Origin of the sequence: Streptococcus sp. oral taxon 058 str. F0407 (assembly GCF_000235485.1) — a bacterium.
Classification (GTDB): Bacteria; Bacillota; Bacilli; order Lactobacillales; family Streptococcaceae; genus Streptococcus.
In genome coordinates, this window is sequence record NZ_JH378888.1 from 288,596 (window position 1) to 306,303 (window position 17,708).

Annotated in this window: 13 protein-coding genes; 12 read left to right on the forward strand and 1 reads right to left on the reverse strand. The window is 40.6% G+C overall.

The annotated features are described in order from the left end of the window. Window positions 1-68: 68 nt before the first annotated feature. The 10 genes from HMPREF9184_RS05905 to HMPREF9184_RS05955 all read left to right on the forward strand — a co-directional run bounded on the left by HMPREF9184_RS05905 (window position 69) and on the right by HMPREF9184_RS05955 (window position 15,079). Window positions 69-1,247 (forward strand): MFS transporter, encoded by a 1,179-nt coding sequence (locus tag HMPREF9184_RS05905; protein WP_001083040.1) that lies wholly within the window; start codon window positions 69-71, stop codon window positions 1,245-1,247. 90 nt (window positions 1,248-1,337) lie between these two features. Then, window positions 1,338-3,296, forward strand: coding sequence for an NAD-dependent DNA ligase LigA (gene ligA / locus HMPREF9184_RS05910; protein WP_001005746.1), 1,959 nt, complete (start codon window positions 1,338-1,340; stop codon window positions 3,294-3,296). A 153-nt stretch (window positions 3,297-3,449) separates the two neighbouring features. Continuing rightward, window positions 3,450-5,735: a type I pullulanase gene (gene pulA, locus HMPREF9184_RS05915; protein ID WP_000283097.1), complete on the forward strand. Its 2,286-nt coding sequence runs from the start codon at window positions 3,450-3,452 to the stop codon at window positions 5,733-5,735. 194 nt (window positions 5,736-5,929) lie between these two features. After that, entirely contained in the window at window positions 5,930-7,354 is a 1,425-nt protein-coding gene (locus tag HMPREF9184_RS05920) for an NADP-dependent glyceraldehyde-3-phosphate dehydrogenase (protein ID WP_000135234.1), read from the forward strand. Between the two features lie 274 nt (window positions 7,355-7,628). After that, window positions 7,629-9,557, forward strand: a complete 1,929-nt coding sequence (gene glgB / locus HMPREF9184_RS05930) for a 1,4-alpha-glucan branching protein GlgB (RefSeq protein WP_001064526.1) — start codon at window positions 7,629-7,631, stop codon at window positions 9,555-9,557. Then, complete coding sequence (locus tag HMPREF9184_RS05935; protein WP_000787254.1) at window positions 9,547-10,689, forward strand: glucose-1-phosphate adenylyltransferase; 1,143 nt, start codon at window positions 9,547-9,549, stop codon at window positions 10,687-10,689. Before glgB ends, HMPREF9184_RS05935 begins: the two co-directional genes overlap by 11 nt. Then, window positions 10,679-11,818, forward strand: coding sequence for a glucose-1-phosphate adenylyltransferase subunit GlgD (glgD, locus tag HMPREF9184_RS05940; protein ID WP_000687023.1), 1,140 nt, complete (start codon window positions 10,679-10,681; stop codon window positions 11,816-11,818). Before HMPREF9184_RS05935 ends, glgD begins: the two co-directional genes overlap by 11 nt. After that, on the forward strand, window positions 11,815-13,248 hold the full coding sequence (gene glgA, locus HMPREF9184_RS05945; protein ID WP_000697317.1) for a glycogen synthase GlgA: 1,434 nt from the start codon (window positions 11,815-11,817) through the stop codon (window positions 13,246-13,248). The genes glgD and glgA overlap by 4 nt, the downstream gene beginning before the upstream one ends. Before the next feature lie 61 nt (window positions 13,249-13,309). Further along, a complete protein-coding gene (gene serB, locus HMPREF9184_RS05950) occupies window positions 13,310-13,954 on the forward strand; it encodes a phosphoserine phosphatase SerB (protein ID WP_000195444.1) in 645 nt (214 codons plus the stop codon). Between the two features lie 9 nt (window positions 13,955-13,963). Next, window positions 13,964-15,079: a glycerate kinase gene (locus HMPREF9184_RS05955; protein ID WP_000706394.1), complete on the forward strand. Its 1,116-nt coding sequence runs from the start codon at window positions 13,964-13,966 to the stop codon at window positions 15,077-15,079. Here HMPREF9184_RS05955 and HMPREF9184_RS05960 read toward each other — a convergent pair. Then, complete coding sequence (locus HMPREF9184_RS05960) at window positions 15,076-15,522, reverse strand: DUF1694 domain-containing protein (protein WP_000131083.1); 447 nt, start codon at window positions 15,520-15,522, stop codon at window positions 15,076-15,078. The genes HMPREF9184_RS05955 and HMPREF9184_RS05960 overlap by 4 nt on opposite strands. A gap of 162 nt (window positions 15,523-15,684) precedes the next feature. Here HMPREF9184_RS05960 and eno point away from each other — a divergent pair, with 162 nt between their 5' ends. After that, window positions 15,685-16,989 (forward strand): surface-displayed alpha-enolase, encoded by a 1,305-nt coding sequence (gene eno / locus HMPREF9184_RS05965; RefSeq protein ID WP_000022821.1) that lies wholly within the window; start codon window positions 15,685-15,687, stop codon window positions 16,987-16,989. Window positions 16,990-17,163: 174 nt separating this feature from the next. Then, the gene (locus HMPREF9184_RS05970) at window positions 17,164-17,658 is read left to right on the forward strand and encodes a YkgJ family cysteine cluster protein (RefSeq protein ID WP_000031469.1); all 495 of its coding nucleotides are present in this window, start codon (window positions 17,164-17,166) and stop codon (window positions 17,656-17,658) included. Window positions 17,659-17,708 lie beyond the last annotated feature (50 nt).

Sequence of the window (17,708 nt, forward strand, 5' to 3'; positions counted from 1 at the left end):
AAGGGAAAAAATAAAAAGCTCCTTTCAGCTTTGATACAATAGTTTCAAAATTTGAGAGGAGTTTTTATATGAATCGCTATGCAGTACAGTTGATTAGCCGTGGAGCTGTTGACAAGATAGGGAATATGCTCTATGATTATGGAAATAGTGTCTGGTTGGCTTCCATGGGGACTATTGGACAGACAGTTTTAGGAATGTATCAGATTTCTGAACTCGTCACATCTATTCTCGTAAATCCTTTTGGCGGAGTCGTTTCAGACCGTTTTTCTCGTCGTAAGATTTTAATGGCGGCAGACCTTGTTTGTGGGATTCTTTGTCTGGCTATTTCTTTTATAAGGAATGACAGCTGGATGATTGGTGCTTTGATTGGGGCTAATATTGTGCAGGCGATTGCCTTTGCATTTTCTAGACCAGCAAATAAGGCCATTATAACTGAGGTTGTTGAGAAAGATGAGATTGTGATCTATAACTCTCGCTTAGAGCTGGTTTTGCAGGTTGTAGGTGTTAGCTCTCCTGTTCTTTCCTTCCTTGTTTTACAGTTTGCAAGTCTCCATATGACGCTCGTTTTAGATGCCATTAGTTTTTTCATCGCATTTACCTTAGTAGCTTTTCTACCCAAAAAAGAGACTCAGTTACAAGAGAAAAAGACTTTCAGCTGGAAAAATATTTTTGCTGATATGAAAGAAGGGATTCGCTATATTTGGCGCCAGCAAGAGATCTTTTTCCTTTTGTTAGTGGCTTCCAGTGTTAATTTCTTTTTTGCTGCTTTTGAATTTCTCCTCCCTTTTTCAAATCGCCTTTATGGAGTAGAAGGAGCTTATGCAAGTATTTTGACTATGGGTGCAATTGGTTCCATTATCGGAGCTCTTCTTGCTAGTAAGATAAAAGCAAGTGTTCATAGCCTTTTGATTTTACTAGCTTTGACTGGTATTGGAGTTTTTATGATGGGGTTACCACTGCCAACTTTTCTTTCTTTTTCCGGAAATTTAGTTTGTGAACTGTTTATGACGATTTTTAATATTCACTTTTTTACTCAGGTGCAAACCAAGGTTGAAAGTGAATATTTGGGTAGAGTATTAAGTACAATTTTTACTTTAGCAATTCTATTTATGCCTATTGCAAAAGGATTTATGACAGTGCTGCCAAGTGTACATCTCTCTTCTTTCCTGATAATTGGAAGCGGGGTTATCATCCTGTCTTGTCTATCCCTTGTTTATGTACGCAGTCGTTTTGAAAAAGACTCATAATTTCACTATCTTTAGAAAATATTTCAATACTAACCATTTTTCAGTCCTTCTCTATTGTGAGGAGGGCTTCATTTGTGGTAAAATAATATTATGAATGAAAGAATGAAAGAGTTAGTTGCCTTACTCAATCGCTATGCAACCGAGTACTATACAAGTGATAACCCCTCGGTTTCAGATAGCGAGTATGATCGCCTCTACCGAGAGTTAGTCAAGTTGGAAGCTGCCTATCCAGAACAAGTTTTAGCGGACAGTCCGACCCATCGTGTTGGTGGCAAGGTTTTAGACGGTTTTGAAAAATACAGTCATCAGTATCCTCTTTATAGTTTGCAGGATGCTTTTTCACGTGAAGAGTTAGAGGCTTTTGATGCGCGTGTTCGAAAGGAATTACTCCAACCGACCTATATTTGCGAACTGAAAATCGATGGTTTGTCTATCTCGCTTACGTATGAAAAGGGAATTTTGGTAGTCGGTGCGACACGTGGGGATGGTTCTATTGGAGAGAATATCACAGAGAACCTCAAGCGTGTCAAGGACATTCCTTTGACCTTACCAGAAGAACTAGATATCACCGTTCGTGGAGAGTGTTATATGCCACGCGCTTCGTTTGATCAGGTCAACCAAGTACGCCAAGAAAATGGAGAGCCTGAATTTGCCAATCCTCGTAATGCGGCGGCTGGAACTTTGCGTCAGCTAGATACAGCAGTAGTAGCCAAGCGCAATCTTGCAACTTTTCTCTATCAAGAAGCTAGTCCTTCTACTCGGGATAGCCAAGAAAAAGTCTTGAAGCATCTTGAACAGCTTGGTTTTGTGGTTAATCCTAAACGAATCCTTGCTAAAACTATAGATGAGATATGGGATTTCATCCAAGAAGTAGGACAAGAACGGGAACATCTGCCTTACGATATTGATGGAGTGGTTATTAAAGTCAATGACTTAGCAGGTCAAGAAGAACTTGGCTTTACCGTTAAGGCTCCAAAGTGGGCAGTGGCCTACAAATTTCCTGCTGAGGAAAAAGAAGCCCAGCTCCTTTCAGTTGACTGGACAGTAGGCCGTACTGGTGTTGTGACCCCGACTGCCAATCTCACACCTGTTCAACTTGCTGGTACAACCGTTAGCCGTGCGACCCTGCACAATGTGGACTATATTGCTGAAAAAGATATCCGCAAGGACGATACAGTTATCGTCTATAAGGCTGGGGACATTATCCCTGCCGTCTTGCGTGTGGTAGAGTCTAAACGTCTTTCTGAAGAAAAACTAGATATTCCGACTAACTGTCCAAGTTGTGACAGTCACTTGCTTCATTTTGAAGATGAGGTGGCTCTTCGTTGTATCAATCCTCGCTGTCCTGCTCAAATTATGGAAGGTTTGATTCACTTTGCCTCTCGAGATGCCATGAATATTACCGGGCTTGGTCCATCAGTAGTTGAAAAGCTCTTTGCTGCAAATCTAGTCAAGGATGTGGCGGATATTTACCGTTTGACAGAAGACGATTTCCTCCTTTTAGAGGGCGTCAAGGAAAAGTCAGCCTCAAAACTATATCAGGCTATTCAAGCATCTAAGGAAAACTCTGCTGAAAAGCTCTTGTTTGGTCTGGGTATTCGCCATGTCGGAAGTAAGGCTAGTCAGCTCTTGCTCCAACATTTTCATTCGATTGAAAATCTAGCCAAAGCAAATCCAGAGGAAGTAGCAAGTATCGAAAGCTTGGGTAGTGTAATTGCCCAAAGCCTTCAGGCCTATTTTGCTACCGAAGGATCTAAGATACTCTTAGATGAACTGAAAGAAGCAGGAGTCAATCTGGACTACAAAGGTCAGACTGTAGTTACAGATGCAGCCTTGTCAGGTTTGACAGTAGTTCTGACAGGAAAATTGGAACGCCTCACGCGTTCTGAAGCTAAAAGCAAACTCGAAAGTCTGGGAGCTAAGGTAACAGGCAGTGTATCCAAGAAAACGGATCTTGTCGTAGTAGGAGCAGATGCAGGAAGCAAACTCCAAAAAGCCCAAGAACTTGGTATAGAAGTTCGAGATGAAGCTTGGCTGGAAAGTATGTAATAATAGTAGAAAACTAGGTGTTAGATAGGCTGAAACTACCTCCCCTGATGCGTTTTTACATAGATTGAGTCTATTGTCAGTCAGAAATTAAATCACTAAATCTATCAGCACCGCATAAAAAAATTAAATTGAAATTAGAAATTAGGAAAAAACATGTACAATTATCCCGTTCTTCTCCATTTTCATAGAAAAAATGGAGATTATACAGCTTGCTCATTTAGCACAGATCGAGATGAAAATAAAAGCTCTTTAACTTCAGAGACCACTTATTTTGGTCTTCAGTTTTCTTTTACCGTGACCAGTCAGGAGAAGGTGGATAGTTTCACTTTCAAAGCCGAGATAGATGGTGTATTAAAAGAATATCTTGTACGTTTTAACTACTATCCCTTGCTGACAGAAGCATGGATTTTAGAGGGAGACGAGACTGTGTATTATTCTGAAAACCCAGCCATTGCTAGTCCTTATTATAAGGATCAGAATCCATTTGCTTTTGATAAAGCAATCCATAGCGCTAGTTTTGATCATCATTGGGGATACCAAGGAGAGTTGGGGTATAGTATCTCAGACTACCAGACAAGCTTTAAACTTTGGGCTCCTACGGCTACAGCTGTACAGGTGGTTGTCTACGAAAATACCAGCAACGACGCTCCGATTTGGAAAACCTTTAATCTAGAACGTGGTAATAGCTATTCATATAGTCATAAGTACAATACCATTGGTGTTTGGAGTCTAGACTTAGATGAAAATCTTGCTGGTAAGGCTTATCAGTATCAGATTGACTTTCCTCACCACCAGACTTTGACGAGAGACCCTTACACGATTGCCACAAGTCCTGACGGAAAACGTTCCGTAATTCTTTCTCATCAAGACAGACAAGTAGAAGGATTCGAGGTCAAACATGGAACAGAAGCTCCTTGGCGTTTGGAAAATCCATGTAAAGCCGTTATCTGTGAAATGCATATCCGAGATTTAACCAAATCTCCGACATCTGGAGTGGCAGAGCATCTCCGTGGAACCTTCCTTGGTGCTGCCCAGACTGGAACAGTTAACCAGTACGGTCAAGCAACCGCCTTTGACTATATCAAAGATCTTGGCTGCAACTATGTTCAGCTTCAGCCCATCTTTGATCGACATAAGGAATACGATGAGGAAGGAAATGTAACCTATAACTGGGGTTATGACCCTCAAAACTACAATGCTCCAGAAACAAGTTTCTCTAGCAATCCAGATGATCCCGGACAGGTCATTCGTGATCTGAAAACTATGATTCAGGCCTATCATGACGCTGGAATTGGTGTCATTATGGACGTGGTTTATAATCATACCTTCTCAACAGTTGACGCACCTTTCCAAACAACTGTTCCGGATTATTTCTATCGTATGAATCGTGATGGAACTTTTCAAAACGGTACGGGGGTAGGAAATGAAACAGCAAGTGAACACGAGATGTTCCGCAAGTATATGATTGATTCCATTCTTTATTGGGTGAAAGAATACAATATTGACGGTTTCCGTTTCGACTTGATGGGCATTCATGATGTTAAAACCATGCAGGCGATTCGTTGGGCGCTGGATGAGGTTGATCCCCGTATTATCACTTATGGAGAAGGCTGGGATATGGGAACAGGTCTTGCTCCTTATGACAAGGCCAAGAAGGACAATGCCTACCAAATGCCAAATATCGGTTTCTTCAATGATGATCAGCGAGATGCGGTCAAAGGAGGAGAAGTTTATGGTGCAGTCAAGGCAGGATTTGTTAGTGGTGCAGCTACAGAACCAATTGTAGCTAAGGCTATTCTTGGTAGTCGAGAATTGGGTTCATATCTTAGTCCAAACCAAGTTCTTAACTATGTGGAAGCCCATGATAATTACAACTTGCATGATTTGTTAGTAACCCTTCATCCAGATCACAGTTCAGATAAGATTATGCGCAAGGTTGAGACAGCGACAGCTATGAACCTTCTCATGCAAGGAATGGCCTTTATAGAACTGGGTCAAGAGTTTGGCCGAACTAAGTTGGTTCCAACCGGTGAACATGGAGAACTAACTCCTGCAGACCGAGAACGTGCCATGAATAGCTATAATGCTCCGGACAGTGTTAACCAAGTCAACTGGGATCTGATTAATGAACGCCAAGACAGCATTGAGTTTATTCGTCAGATTATCCGACTAAAAACACAAATCAGTGCTTTCTCTTATCCAACATATGAAGAAATTTACCGTCATGTCTTTGTTCACACGGCTGCTGAAAATAGTGGCTGGATTGTTTACGAGATTCATGGTGGATCAGAACATCTATTAGTGGTATTTAATGCTAAAGGAACCTCCTTCTACTTTGAAAATGCAGGTAAGCTTGAAATGTTCCTTACCAACAGTCGTTCAAAACAAGAAAATGTTATTGATGATATTAGTGTCGCAGTTTTAAAAGTGCTCTCATAAATTAATGTAGTAAAAAGGGTTAGATTATCTAATCCTTTTTGTCATTTATAAGTTTTTAATGAATAGTAGAATTAAGTTTCAAATAATTTGAAGGATCAAGATTGTGAAAAAAATCTCAATTTTTTCACAAAAAGGGTTGTAATTTTCTGAAAATTTGATAAAATAAGTTTTAATAATTTTCAGGAGGAAGAAAATTGGCAAGATATCAGAATTTAGTAAATGGAAATTGGAAATCATCTGAAAAGGAAATTACAATCTATTCACCCATTAATCAGGAAAAGCTAGGAACAGTACCAGCTATGAGTCAGGCTGAAGTGGATGAAGCTATGAAAGCTGCGCGTGCGGCGTTGCCTGCTTGGCGTGACTTAGCACCAGTTGAACGTGCAACCTATCTGCATAAAGTAGCAGCTATTTTAGAACGCGATAAAGAAAAAATTGGTACAATTCTTGCCAAAGAGATTGCTAAAGGGATAAAAGCAGCTATTGGAGAAGTAGTACGTACAGCAGATTTGATTCGTTTTGCTGCTGAAGAAGGTCTCCGTATCACTGGACAAGCAATGGAAGGTGGCGGTTTTGAAGCTGCAAGTAAAAACAAACTAGCCGTTGTCCGTCGTGAGCCAGTTGGTGTCGTTTTAGCTATCGCGCCATTTAACTACCCAGTCAATCTTTCTGGATCTAAGATTGCTCCAGCTTTGATTGCAGGAAATGTCGTTATGTTTAAACCGCCAACGCAAGGATCTATCTCAGGTCTGTTATTAGCCAAGGCTTTTGATGAGGCAGGTATTCCGGCAGGAGTATTTAATACGATAACTGGACGAGGTTCTGAAATTGGTGACTATATCATTGAACACAAAGAAGTTAACTTTATCAACTTTACTGGTTCGACTCCAATTGGTGAGCGAATCGGTCGTTTAGCTGGAATGCGTCCTATCATGCTTGAACTTGGTGGGAAAGATGCAGCTATCGTTCTCGAAGATGCAGACTTGGAACACGCAGCTAAACAAATCGTCGGTGGAGCCTTTAGCTATTCAGGACAACGTTGTACTGCTATCAAGCGTGTCTTGGTTGTGGAAAGTGTAGCGGATAAATTGGCTGAATTACTTCAGGCAGAAGTTGCTAAGCTAACAGTTGGTGACCCATTTGACAATGCTGATATCACACCTGTTATTGACAATGCTTCAGCTGATTTTATCTGGGGATTGATTCAGGATGCGCAAGATAAAGGTGCCAAAGCACTCAGTCCAATTAAACGTGAGGGCAATCTCATTTGGCCGGGACTTTTTGATTATGTCACAAGAGATATGAAATTAGCATGGGAAGAACCGTTCGGTCCTGTTCTGCCAATTATCCGTGTTTCCGATGCAAATGAAGCGGTAGCAATTGCCAATGAATCTGAGTTCGGTCTTCAATCATCCGTGTTCACAAATGATTTTAAAAAAGCGTTTGAAATCGCTGAAAAACTTGAAGTCGGTACTGTTCACATTAATAATAAAACACAACGTGGGCCAGATAATTTCCCATTCCTTGGGGTCAAAGGATCTGGTGCTGGTGTGCAAGGGATTAAATACAGCATTGAAGCAATGACAAATGTCAAATCCATTGTTTTTGATGTGAAATAATTTATAAAATCAGGAAATATTCTTCCTGATTTTTATTTTTACTAAAAACTCCAGTTAAAAATTGAAAAATAACGAATGTTTTGTTATCATAATAAAAAAATATATGTGAATTGTTCTGTTTTGTAAAACAAATGAAAGCTTCATATAAGGTTAAGATAATTTTTCCAAAATTTTCAAGATATTTTTTAAGAAATTCCGTAAACTGCTTGAAAGTTCTTTTAAAAGGTAGTATAATAGAAATATAGAAAACGCTTACAAAAAGAAAGGGGATTAGATGAATAATCAAGAAGCATTGAGAACCTTCACTACTGGAGAAAATTTTCATCTTCAGCACTATCTAGGAGCACATAAAGAGGAAAAAGACGGAGAAATTGGTTTTACTTTCCGTGTTTGGGCACCTAACGCTCAGGCTGTGCACTTAGTTGGTGATTTTACAAACTGGACAGAGCACCAAATTCCTATGGTACGGAATGAATCGGGTGTTTGGGAAGTCTTCACAAGTCTGGCTCATGAAGGGCAGATTTATAAGTATCATATCACGCGTGCAAATGGGCACCAGATTATGAAAATTGATCCGTTGGCGGTTCGTTTTGAGGCTCGCCCAGAGACTGGAGCCATCCTGACTGATATTCCAGAGAAAAAATGGAAAGATGGTCTTTGGCTAGCTAGGAGAAAACGCTGGGGCTTTTTTGAGAGACCAGTCAATATTTATGAAGCCCACGCTGGATCTTGGAAGAGAAATCCAGATGGCAGTCCATACAGCTTTGCACAACTTAAGGAAGAGCTGATTCCTTATCTTGTTGAGATGAACTACACTCACATCGAGTTTATGCCTTTAATGGCTCACCCGCTTGGATTGAGTTGGGGCTACCAACTTATGGGTTACTTTGCTATGGAGCATTCTTATGGGCGACCAGAGGAATTCCAAGATTTTGTTGAGGAATGTCATTTAAACAATATTGGTGTAATTGTGGACTGGGTTCCAGGTCACTTTACTATCAACGATGACGCCCTTGCTTATTACGATGGAACACCAACTTTTGAATACCAAGACCACAACAAGGCTCATAACTATGGTTGGGGAGCTCTTAACTTTGACCTTGGGAAGAATGAAGTCCAGTCCTTCTTGATTTCTAGCATTAAATTCTGGATTGAATTTTATCATTTAGACGGTATTCGAGTGGATGCGGTCAGCAATATGCTCTACCTAGACTATGATAATGCTCCTTGGACTCCAAACAAAGACGGTGGCAATCTCAACTACGAAGGCTACTATTTCCTTCAACGTTTGAACACTGTTATCAAGTTAGCTCATCCAGATGTGATGATGATTGCAGAAGAAAGCTCATCAGCAACAAAGATTACTGGTATGAGAGAAATGGGCGGTCTTGGCTTTGACTACAAGTGGAATATGGGCTGGATGAATGATATTCTCCGTTTCTACGAGGAGGACCCGATTTATCGTAAGTATGATTTTAACTTGGTAACCTTCAGCTTCATGTATGTTTTTAATGAAAACTACCTCTTACCTTTCTCGCATGATGAAGTCGTGCATGGTAAGAAAAGCATGATGCACAAGATGTGGGGAGATCGATATAATCAATTTGCAGGTTTGCGGAACCTCTACACTTATCAAATTTGTCATCCAGGTAAGAAACTCTTGTTCATGGGAAGCGAGTACGGGCAATTCTTAGAATGGAAGTCTGAGGAACAGTTGGAATGGTCTAATCTAGAAGATCCAATGAATGCTAAGATGAAGTACTTCACTTCTCAACTCAATCAATTCTATAAAGAGCATCGCTGTCTTTGGGAAATTGACACCAGCTACGATGGCATTGAAATTATCGATGCGGATAATAGAGATCAGAGTGTCCTTTCCTTTATTCGTAAGAGTAAAAAGGGTGAAATGCTAGTCTGTGTCTTTAATATGGCGCCTGTTGAACGAAAAGACTTTACAATCGGACTTCCTGTCGCAGGAGTTTATGAAGAAGTTTGGAATACAGAATTGGAACAATGGGGTGGTGTCTGGAAAGAATACAACCAAACGGTTCAAACTCAAGAAGGATTATGGAAGGATTATGAGCAGACCTTGACCTTTACCTTGCCAGCTATGGGAGCAAGTATCTGGAAGATTAAACGTCGCTTGAAACCAACTAAAACCGTCACAAATAAAACCCAAAAAGGAGTAGAAAATGAAGAATGAAATGCTAGCTTTGATCCTTGCCGGTGGGCAAGGAACACGTCTCGGAAAACTCACTCAAAGCATTGCTAAACCAGCAGTGCAATTCGGTGGGCGCTACCGCATCATTGACTTTGCGCTTTCAAACTGTGCTAACTCTGGGATTCACAACGTCGGTGTTATTACGCAGTATCAACCTCTTGCCTTGAACAACCATATCGGAAATGGTTCGAGCTGGGGTCTGGACGGGATTAACACAGGTGTTTCTATCCTTCAACCCTACTCTGCAAGCGAGGGAAATCGTTGGTTTGAAGGAACTAGCCACGCTATCTACCAAAACATTGACTATATCGACAGTATCAACCCAGAATATGTTTTGATCCTTTCTGGTGACCATATTTACAAGATGGACTATGATGACATGCTCCAATCACATAAGGACAACAACGCCAGCTTGACAGTAGCTGTTCTAGATGTACCTCTCAAAGAAGCTAGTCGTTTTGGCATTATGAATACAGATGCCAATAATCGTATCGTTGAATTTGAAGAAAAACCAGCTGAACCTAAGTCTACCAAGGCTTCTATGGGGATTTATATCTTTGACTGGAAACGTCTCCGCAATATGCTAGTTGCTGCTGAAAAGAACAAGGTAGATATGTCAGACTTTGGTAAAAATGTTATTCCAAATTACCTTGAGTCTGGAGAAAGCGTCTATGCTTATGAATTCAAAGGCTACTGGAAAGACGTTGGTACTATCGAGTCTCTATGGGAAGCAAATATGGAATACATTGATCCAAACAACGCTTTGGATAGTCGTGATCGTCATTGGAAAATCTACTCACGGAACTTGATTTCACCACCAAACTTTATTGGAAAACACGCTCATGTAGAAGATTCTTTAGTTGTGGATGGCTGTCTCGTGGATGGAACTGTTAAGCATTCCATTCTCTCAACAGAAGCGCAAGTACGTGAGGGTGCTGAAGTAGTAGACTCTGTAATCATGAGTGGTGCCATTATCGGAAAAGGTGCAAGAATTAAACGTGCCATTATTGGTGAAGGTGCTGTTATTTCTGAAGGTGTCGAAATTGATGGAACAGACGAAGTACAAGTAGTAGGATATGATGAAGTAGTGGGGGTAGCAACAGATGAAGATTGATAAATATTCAGCCATTTTAGGAAACACCGTTGGTTTTCACGATATGTCAACTTTGACGGATCATCGTCCAGTAGCCAGCTTGCCATTTGGAGCAAAATATCGTTTGATTGACTTCCCTCTTTCTAGCCTTGCAAATGCTGGTGTTCGTAGTGTCTTTGGGATTTTCCAACAAGATAATATCAGTTCAGTCTTTGATCACATTCGTTCAGGACGTGAGTGGGGCTTATCCACCCTTCTCAGTCACTACTATCTAGGTATTTATAGTACGCGTGTTGAAAGTAGCACAGTTGGGAAAGAATATTACCAACAGCTTCTCACTTATTTGAAACGTTCAGGGTCAAATCAGACGGTTGCACTTAACTGCGATGTCGTGGTGAATATTGACCTTAATCAAGTATTCCATTTACATACTACTGCCGGTCGTCCGATTACAGTTGTTTATAAGAAATTACCTAAAAAGGATATTTCAGATGTTAATGCCATCTTGGAAGTGGATGAAACAGACCATGTTCTTTCTCATAAACTTTTTGATGCCAAATCAACAGATGAACTTTTCAACATGTCTACAGATATATTCGTCGTTGATACTCCGTGGTTGATTAAGCGTTTGGAAGAAGAAGTTCAAAAAGAATACCCAGAAAAATTACGCTATGTTTTACGTGAGTTGGCAGCTAAAGAAGGGGCTTTTGCTTATGAATACACTGGCTACCTAGCCAATATTCACTCTGTTCAATCCTATTATCAAGCCAATATTGATATGCTGGAGTCTCAAAAATTCTACTCTCTCTTCTCACCTAACCAAAAAATTTATACCAAGGTTAAGAATGAAGAACCGACTTATTATGCTAACACATCTAAGGTAAGCACTTCTCAGTTTGCATCTGGTAGTATCATTGAAGGTCAAGTAGCTAATTCTGTTCTATCACGTAATATTTACGTTCATAAGGATAGTCTAGTTAAAGACAGCCTTCTCTTCCCACGTGTTGTGATTGGTCAAGGTGCCCAAGTTGAGTATGCAATCTTGGACAAAGGGGTTGAAGTTGCTGACGGTGTCGTTATTCGCGGTACTGCAGAACACCCAGTTGTAGTCAAAAAAGGCGAAAAAGTTACAGAGGATATTCATTCATGAAAATTTTATTCGTAGCAGCAGAGGGTGCGCCCTTTTCAAAAACAGGTGGTTTGGGAGACGTCATTGGCGCTCTGCCCAAATCACTGGTAAAGGCAGGGCATGAAGTTGCGGTTGTCTTACCTTACTATGACATGGTAGAGGCTAAGTTCGGCGACCAGATTGAGGATGTTCTTCACTTTGAAGTGAGTGTAGGATGGCGTAGACAGTACTGTGGTATTAAGAAGACCGTCTTGAATGGTGTTACCTTCTACTTCGTAGACAATCAAACGTATTTCTTCCGAGGTCATGTTTACGGAGATTTCGATGATGGTGAACGTTTTGCCTTCTTCCAACTGGCTGCTCTTGAAGCCATGGAGCGAATTGATTTCATTCCAGATATTCTCCATGCCCATGATTATCACACCGCTATGATTCCTTTTCTCTTGAAGGAAAAATACAGATGGATTCAGGCATATCAAGGAATCAGAACCGTCTTAACTATTCATAATTTGGAATTTCAAGGTCAATTTTCTGAAGGAATGTTGTGGGATTTGTTTGGAGTCGGTTTTGAACGTTACGCTGATGGAACCCTTCGTTGGAATGACTGTCTTAACTGGATGAAAGCAGGTATTCTCTACGCGGATCGTGTCTCAACCGTATCGCCTAGCTATGCACATGAGATTATGACTAGCCAGTTCGGTTGTGGCTTGGATCAGATTCTTCGCATGGAGTCAGGTAAGGTTTCAGGTATTGTCAATGGTATTGACGCAGATCTTTATAATCCTCAAACAGACTCACTTTTAGACTATCATTTTGATAAGGAAGATTTGTCTGGAAAAGCTCAAAACAAAGCAAAATTGCAAGAGAGAGTTGGTCTACCAGTACGAGCAGATGTTCCACTAGTTGGGATTGTCTCTCGATTGACACGCCAAAAAGGTTTTGATGTCGTTGTAGAAAGCTTGCATCGTTTCTTACAAGAGGACGTTCAAATCGTTCTTTTAGGAACAGGGGATCCTGCTTTTGAACATTCTTTCTCATGGTTTGCTCAAGTCTATCCTGACAAGCTATCAGCAAATATCACTTTTGACGTCAAACTTGCTCAAGAAATCTACGCAGCTTGTGACCTCTTCCTCATGCCAAGTCGTTTTGAACCATGCGGCTTGTCTCAAATGATGGCTATGCGCTATGGAACTCTACCATTGGTTCATGAGGTTGGTGGTTTGCGTGATACAGTTCAATCCTTCAATCCGATTGAAGGAACTGGTACTGGATTTAGCTTCGATAATTTAACACCATACTGGCTCAACTGGAGTTTTCAAACAGCCTTGGATGTTTATAAGTACCAGCCAGACGTTTGGAGAAATTTACAAAAACAAGCTATGGAATGTGATTTCTCATGGGATACAGCTTGCAAGTCTTATCTTGACTTGTACCATAGTCTAGTCAACTAATAGATAAAATCGTATGATTCTTTCATACGATTTTTGGGCTGTTTAGAAAATAGGAGAAGTAATGACCCAAGTAAAGGGCCTGTGTGTCATGGATGTTGACGGCACCTTGATAGCAGAAGAGGCGATTGATCTTCTAGGAAGAGAAGCAGGTTGTGAAGAAGAAATTTCGAAGATTACAAGGCAAGCAATGCGAGGTGAACTGGACTTTGAAAGGAGTTTGCGAGAGAGAGTCGCTTTGTTAAAAGGTCTTCCGATTTCAGTTTTGGATACAGTTTTCAAATCCATTCATCTGTCCCAAAATGCACAGGAATTTATCTCCATTCTCCAAAAGAATGGCATTCTAGTTGGTTTAGTGTCTGGTGGATTTAGTCCGATTGTTGAGAGACTAGCAAAGTACCTAGGTATTTCCTGTTTCTCCGCCAACCAGTTGGAAGTCAAAGACGGCTTTTTAACAGGACGGCTAGTTGGTGAGATTGTAACAGATCAAGTAAAAAAAGCTACTCTTGAGAAATGGAGAAAGGAATTAGAACTTCCCAAAGAAAGAACGATTGCCATCGGTGATGGGGCTAATGACCTCTTAATGTTAAAGTCAGCAGGTCACGGTATAGCCTTTTGTGCCAAGGAGGTCGTAAAAGCTGAGATAGCTTGTCATGTAGATACGAGGGATCTTTTAGAAGTTCTACCTTTGATTGATTTCTTAGAATGAGAGGGAACTATGAAAATTGTAATTGCACCTGATTCTTTTAAAGAAAGTTTGACGGCAGAAGAGGTCGCCAAAGCTATAAAAAGAGGTTTTGAGAAAGCGATTCCTAGTGTAGTTTGTTCTCTTTGCCCAGTTGGTGATGGAGGCGAAGGAACTGTAGATGCGATTCGACATTCTCTTGACCTCGAAGAAAAATGGCAAGAGGTGACGGGACCTTTTGGACTTAAAGAAGCAATGCGCTATTTTCAAAAAGGGGAACTAGCACTCTTTGAAGTAGCTGACTTGGTTGGATTAGGAAAGATTCCGCAGGAGAAACGAAATCCTCTCCACATCCAGACTCGTGGTATCGGAGAGTTGATTCGCCACCTCGTTGATCTTGGAATGAAAGAAATCTATATCGGTGTTGGCGGTACGGCAAGTAATGATGGCGGAATTGGCATTGCAACTGCTTTGGGTTATCACTTTTATGATAAGAATGGAAAAGAATTGCCTGCTTGTGGTCAGACTTTGCTTGAGTTTGAGTCAGTTTCCAAAGATGACCTATACAGGATTCCTGAAGATGTGAAAATTCGCATTCTAGCAGATGTTGGGAGCCCTTTATGTGGTCATCAAGGAGCAACCTATACATTTGGCAGACAAAAAGGTTTGGATCCCAGTTTATTTGAAACTGTAGATTTTGCCATACAGGAGTTTTATGAAAAATTCTCACCTTTAACCTTATCTCTTAAAGGAGCGGGAGCGGGAGGTGGCATTGCAGCTGGACTTTTCGCCTTTGCACAGGCCAGTATCGTATCTGGGATTAACACTTGTTTAGATTTGGTAGACTTTGACAAGAAAGTTGAAGATGCTGACTTGGTTATCGTTGGAGAGGGCAGACTGGACAGCCAAAGCTTTGCTGGGAAAGCTCCCATCGGTGTAGCAAAAAGAACCCCTAACGGAGTTCCAGTTATCGCTATTTGCGGTAGTCTTTCCGAGGATTTACCTCCCCTACCATTTGAAAATATACAAGCAGCATTCTCTATCCTTGAGAAATGTGAGCCTTTAGAAGACAGTCTGAAAAAAGCAAGCCTCTATTTGGAACACACAGCAGCTAATATTGGTCGTTTATTACAGTTGAGGAAGGGTTAGCCGAACCATTTTTTCCAGATGGATTTTTTAACTGGTTCATCCTGTTTTACCTCCCAGAAGCTTGGAAAAGCCAGTCGAAGATCCTTTTCATCCACTTGAACAGGTTCGTTCGAATGGATAACTAAGCCTAAAGGAGAAGAAGTGTGATCCTCTGATACAATCGTAGCTTGACTATTGGTTTTCTTAGCTTCTTTTAAGTAGAATACCTGTTTGTCAAACTCAATGTTTGGCGAAATCTTCACAAAAAGCACCTCTGCCTTTTCTTGAAAATTTTCCAAAATCGTTAGAAATCCCTTTTGCAGCTGAAGACTATTGGCTGTCTCGATATCTGCATAGCCTAGAACCCTTTCCTCGAAAGTACCAAGAAAGCGACGTTGCTCATCTGGGTTTAATTTTGGCCCACCATGAGCTTTTTCTAGTAGTTGTTTTGATAAATCTGTCATAAAATTAGTATATCACAAAAAACAAAAGAAAACAGACGAAAGAAAGCGATTACTTTATAAAGTTAAGGAAAATTTGCACAAAGATAACGTTTTTTCTTGAAAAACGCTTATTTTTAAGGTATCATAGAGGTGTAAAAAATTTAACTCAAAGGAGAGTAAAAAATGTCAATTATTACTGATGTTTACGCTCGCGAAGTCCTAGACTCACGCGGTAACCCAACACTTGAAGTAGAAGTTTATACTGAATCAGGTGCTTTCGGACGTGGTATGGTTCCATCAGGAGCTTCTACTGGTGAACACGAAGCAGTTGAACTTCGCGACGGTGACAAATCTCGTTACGGTGGTCTTGGTACACAAAAGGCTGTTGACAACGTAAACAACATCATTGCTGAAGCAATTATCGGCTACGATGTACGTGATCAACAAGCTATCGACCGTGCTATGATCGCTCTTGACGGTACTCCTAACAAAGGTAAATTGGGTGCAAACGCAATCCTTGGTGTGTCTATCGCTGTAGCTCGTGCTGCTGCTGACTACCTTGAAATCCCACTTTACAGCTACCTTGGTGGATTCAACACTAAAGTTCTTCCAACTCCAATGATGAACATCATCAACGGTGGTTCTCACTCTGACGCTCCAATCGCTTTCCAAGAATTCATGATCGTACCTGCTGGTGCACCATCATTCAAAGAAGCTCTTCGTTGGGGTGCTGAAATCTTCCACGCTCTTAAGAAAATCCTTAAATCTCGTGGTTTGGAAACTGCCGTAGGTGACGAAGGTGGATTTGCTCCTCGTTTTGAAGGAACTGAAGACGGTGTTGAAACTATCCTTGCTGCTATCGAAGCTGCTGGTTATGTTCCAGGTAAAGATGTATTTATCGGATTTGACTGTGCATCATCAGAATTCTACGATAAAGAACGTAAAGTTTACGACTACACTAAATTCGAAGGTGAAGGAGCTGCTGTACGTACTGCTGCAGAACAAATCGATTACCTCGAAGAATTGGTAAACAAATACCCAATCATCACTATCGAAGATGGTATGGACGAAAACGACTGGGACGGTTGGAAAGCTCTTACTGAACGTCTTGGTGGTAAAGTTCAATTGGTTGGTGACGACTTCTTCGTAACAAACACTTCTTACCTTGAAAAAGGTATTGCAGAAGGTGCTGCTAACTCAATCCTTATCAAAGTTAACCAAATCGGTACTCTTACTGAAACATTCGACGCTATCGAAATGGCGAAAGAAGCTGGTTACACTGCAGTTGTATCACACCGTTCAGGTGAAACTGAAGATTCAACAATCGCTGACATCGCAGTTGCAACTAACGCAGGACAAATCAAGACTGGTTCACTTTCACGTACAGACCGTATCGCTAAATACAACCAATTGCTTCGTATCGAAGACCAACTTGGTGAAGTAGCTGAATATCGTGGATTGAAATCATTCTACAACTTGAAAAAATAAAATAGTTCAGTGAACTATTTTATCCCGAACCTTGAAATTCAAAAGTTCGGTCGTTGATTTGACAACGTTTTAAGCCCCTCGGATTTCTTCCGAAGGGCTTTTTATGTGCAATACTCAAAAATGGAAAATAACTTATGGTATAATAGATAAAAACACTTGTATTAGAAAGTAACTATGTCTAAAGAAATTGATATTGAGTATTACCACCAGTTAGCCTTGCAAAAACAAAAGGAGCATCGAAAAGTCTTAGCCAATCTAAAGAAAAAACCTCCTAAAAACTTAGATAAGATAGCCCTGCAAATTCATGAAGAAGTTTTTTCTGAGATTGATTGCACTGCCTGCGCTAACTGTTGTAAGACATTGGGACCCGACTTCAAAGAAGCAGATATTACTCGCATTGCCAAGTATTTCAAGATGAAATTACCAGCCTTTGAAGCAGAGTTTCTGCAGGTAGATGAAGATGGGGATAAGGTTTTTAAATCCATGCCCTGTCCTTTTTTAGGAGGAGATAATCTCTGTACTATCTACGATGTTCGTCCAAAGGCCTGCCGGGAATTTCCCCATACAGACCGTAAAAAAATCCATCAAATCAACCATTTGACGATTAAGAATACCTTGACCTGCCCAGCAGCTTATCTCTTTGTTGAGAAATTAAAGGATAAGTTATAGAAGTTTACACCTCTAAATCTTGTACAAAGATTCTAGGGTGAAAATAGCAG

Bases quoted from the DNA above. Each gene is read 5' to 3' on its own strand.
- pulA (WP_000283097.1), top strand. From the start codon at position 3,450: ATGTACAATTATCCCGTTCTTCTCCATTTTCATAGAAAAAATGGAGAT.
- HMPREF9184_RS05960 (WP_000131083.1), bottom strand. From the start codon at position 15,522: ATGACAGATTTATCAAAACAACTACTAGAAAAAGCTCATGGTGGGCCA.
- serB (WP_000195444.1), top strand. From the start codon at position 13,310: ATGACCCAAGTAAAGGGCCTGTGTGTCATGGATGTTGACGGCACCTTG.
- HMPREF9184_RS05955 (WP_000706394.1), top strand. From the start codon at position 13,964: ATGAAAATTGTAATTGCACCTGATTCTTTTAAAGAAAGTTTGACGGCA.
- eno (WP_000022821.1), top strand. From the start codon at position 15,685: ATGTCAATTATTACTGATGTTTACGCTCGCGAAGTCCTAGACTCACGC.
- HMPREF9184_RS05905 (WP_001083040.1), top strand. From the start codon at position 69: ATGAATCGCTATGCAGTACAGTTGATTAGCCGTGGAGCTGTTGACAAG.
- glgD (WP_000687023.1), top strand. From the start codon at position 10,679: ATGAAGATTGATAAATATTCAGCCATTTTAGGAAACACCGTTGGTTTT.
- ligA (WP_001005746.1), top strand. From the start codon at position 1,338: ATGAATGAAAGAATGAAAGAGTTAGTTGCCTTACTCAATCGCTATGCA.
- glgA (WP_000697317.1), top strand. From the start codon at position 11,815: ATGAAAATTTTATTCGTAGCAGCAGAGGGTGCGCCCTTTTCAAAAACA.
- HMPREF9184_RS05970 (WP_000031469.1), top strand. From the start codon at position 17,164: ATGTCTAAAGAAATTGATATTGAGTATTACCACCAGTTAGCCTTGCAA.
- glgB (WP_001064526.1), top strand. From the start codon at position 7,629: ATGAATAATCAAGAAGCATTGAGAACCTTCACTACTGGAGAAAATTTT.
- HMPREF9184_RS05935 (WP_000787254.1), top strand. From the start codon at position 9,547: ATGAAGAATGAAATGCTAGCTTTGATCCTTGCCGGTGGGCAAGGAACA.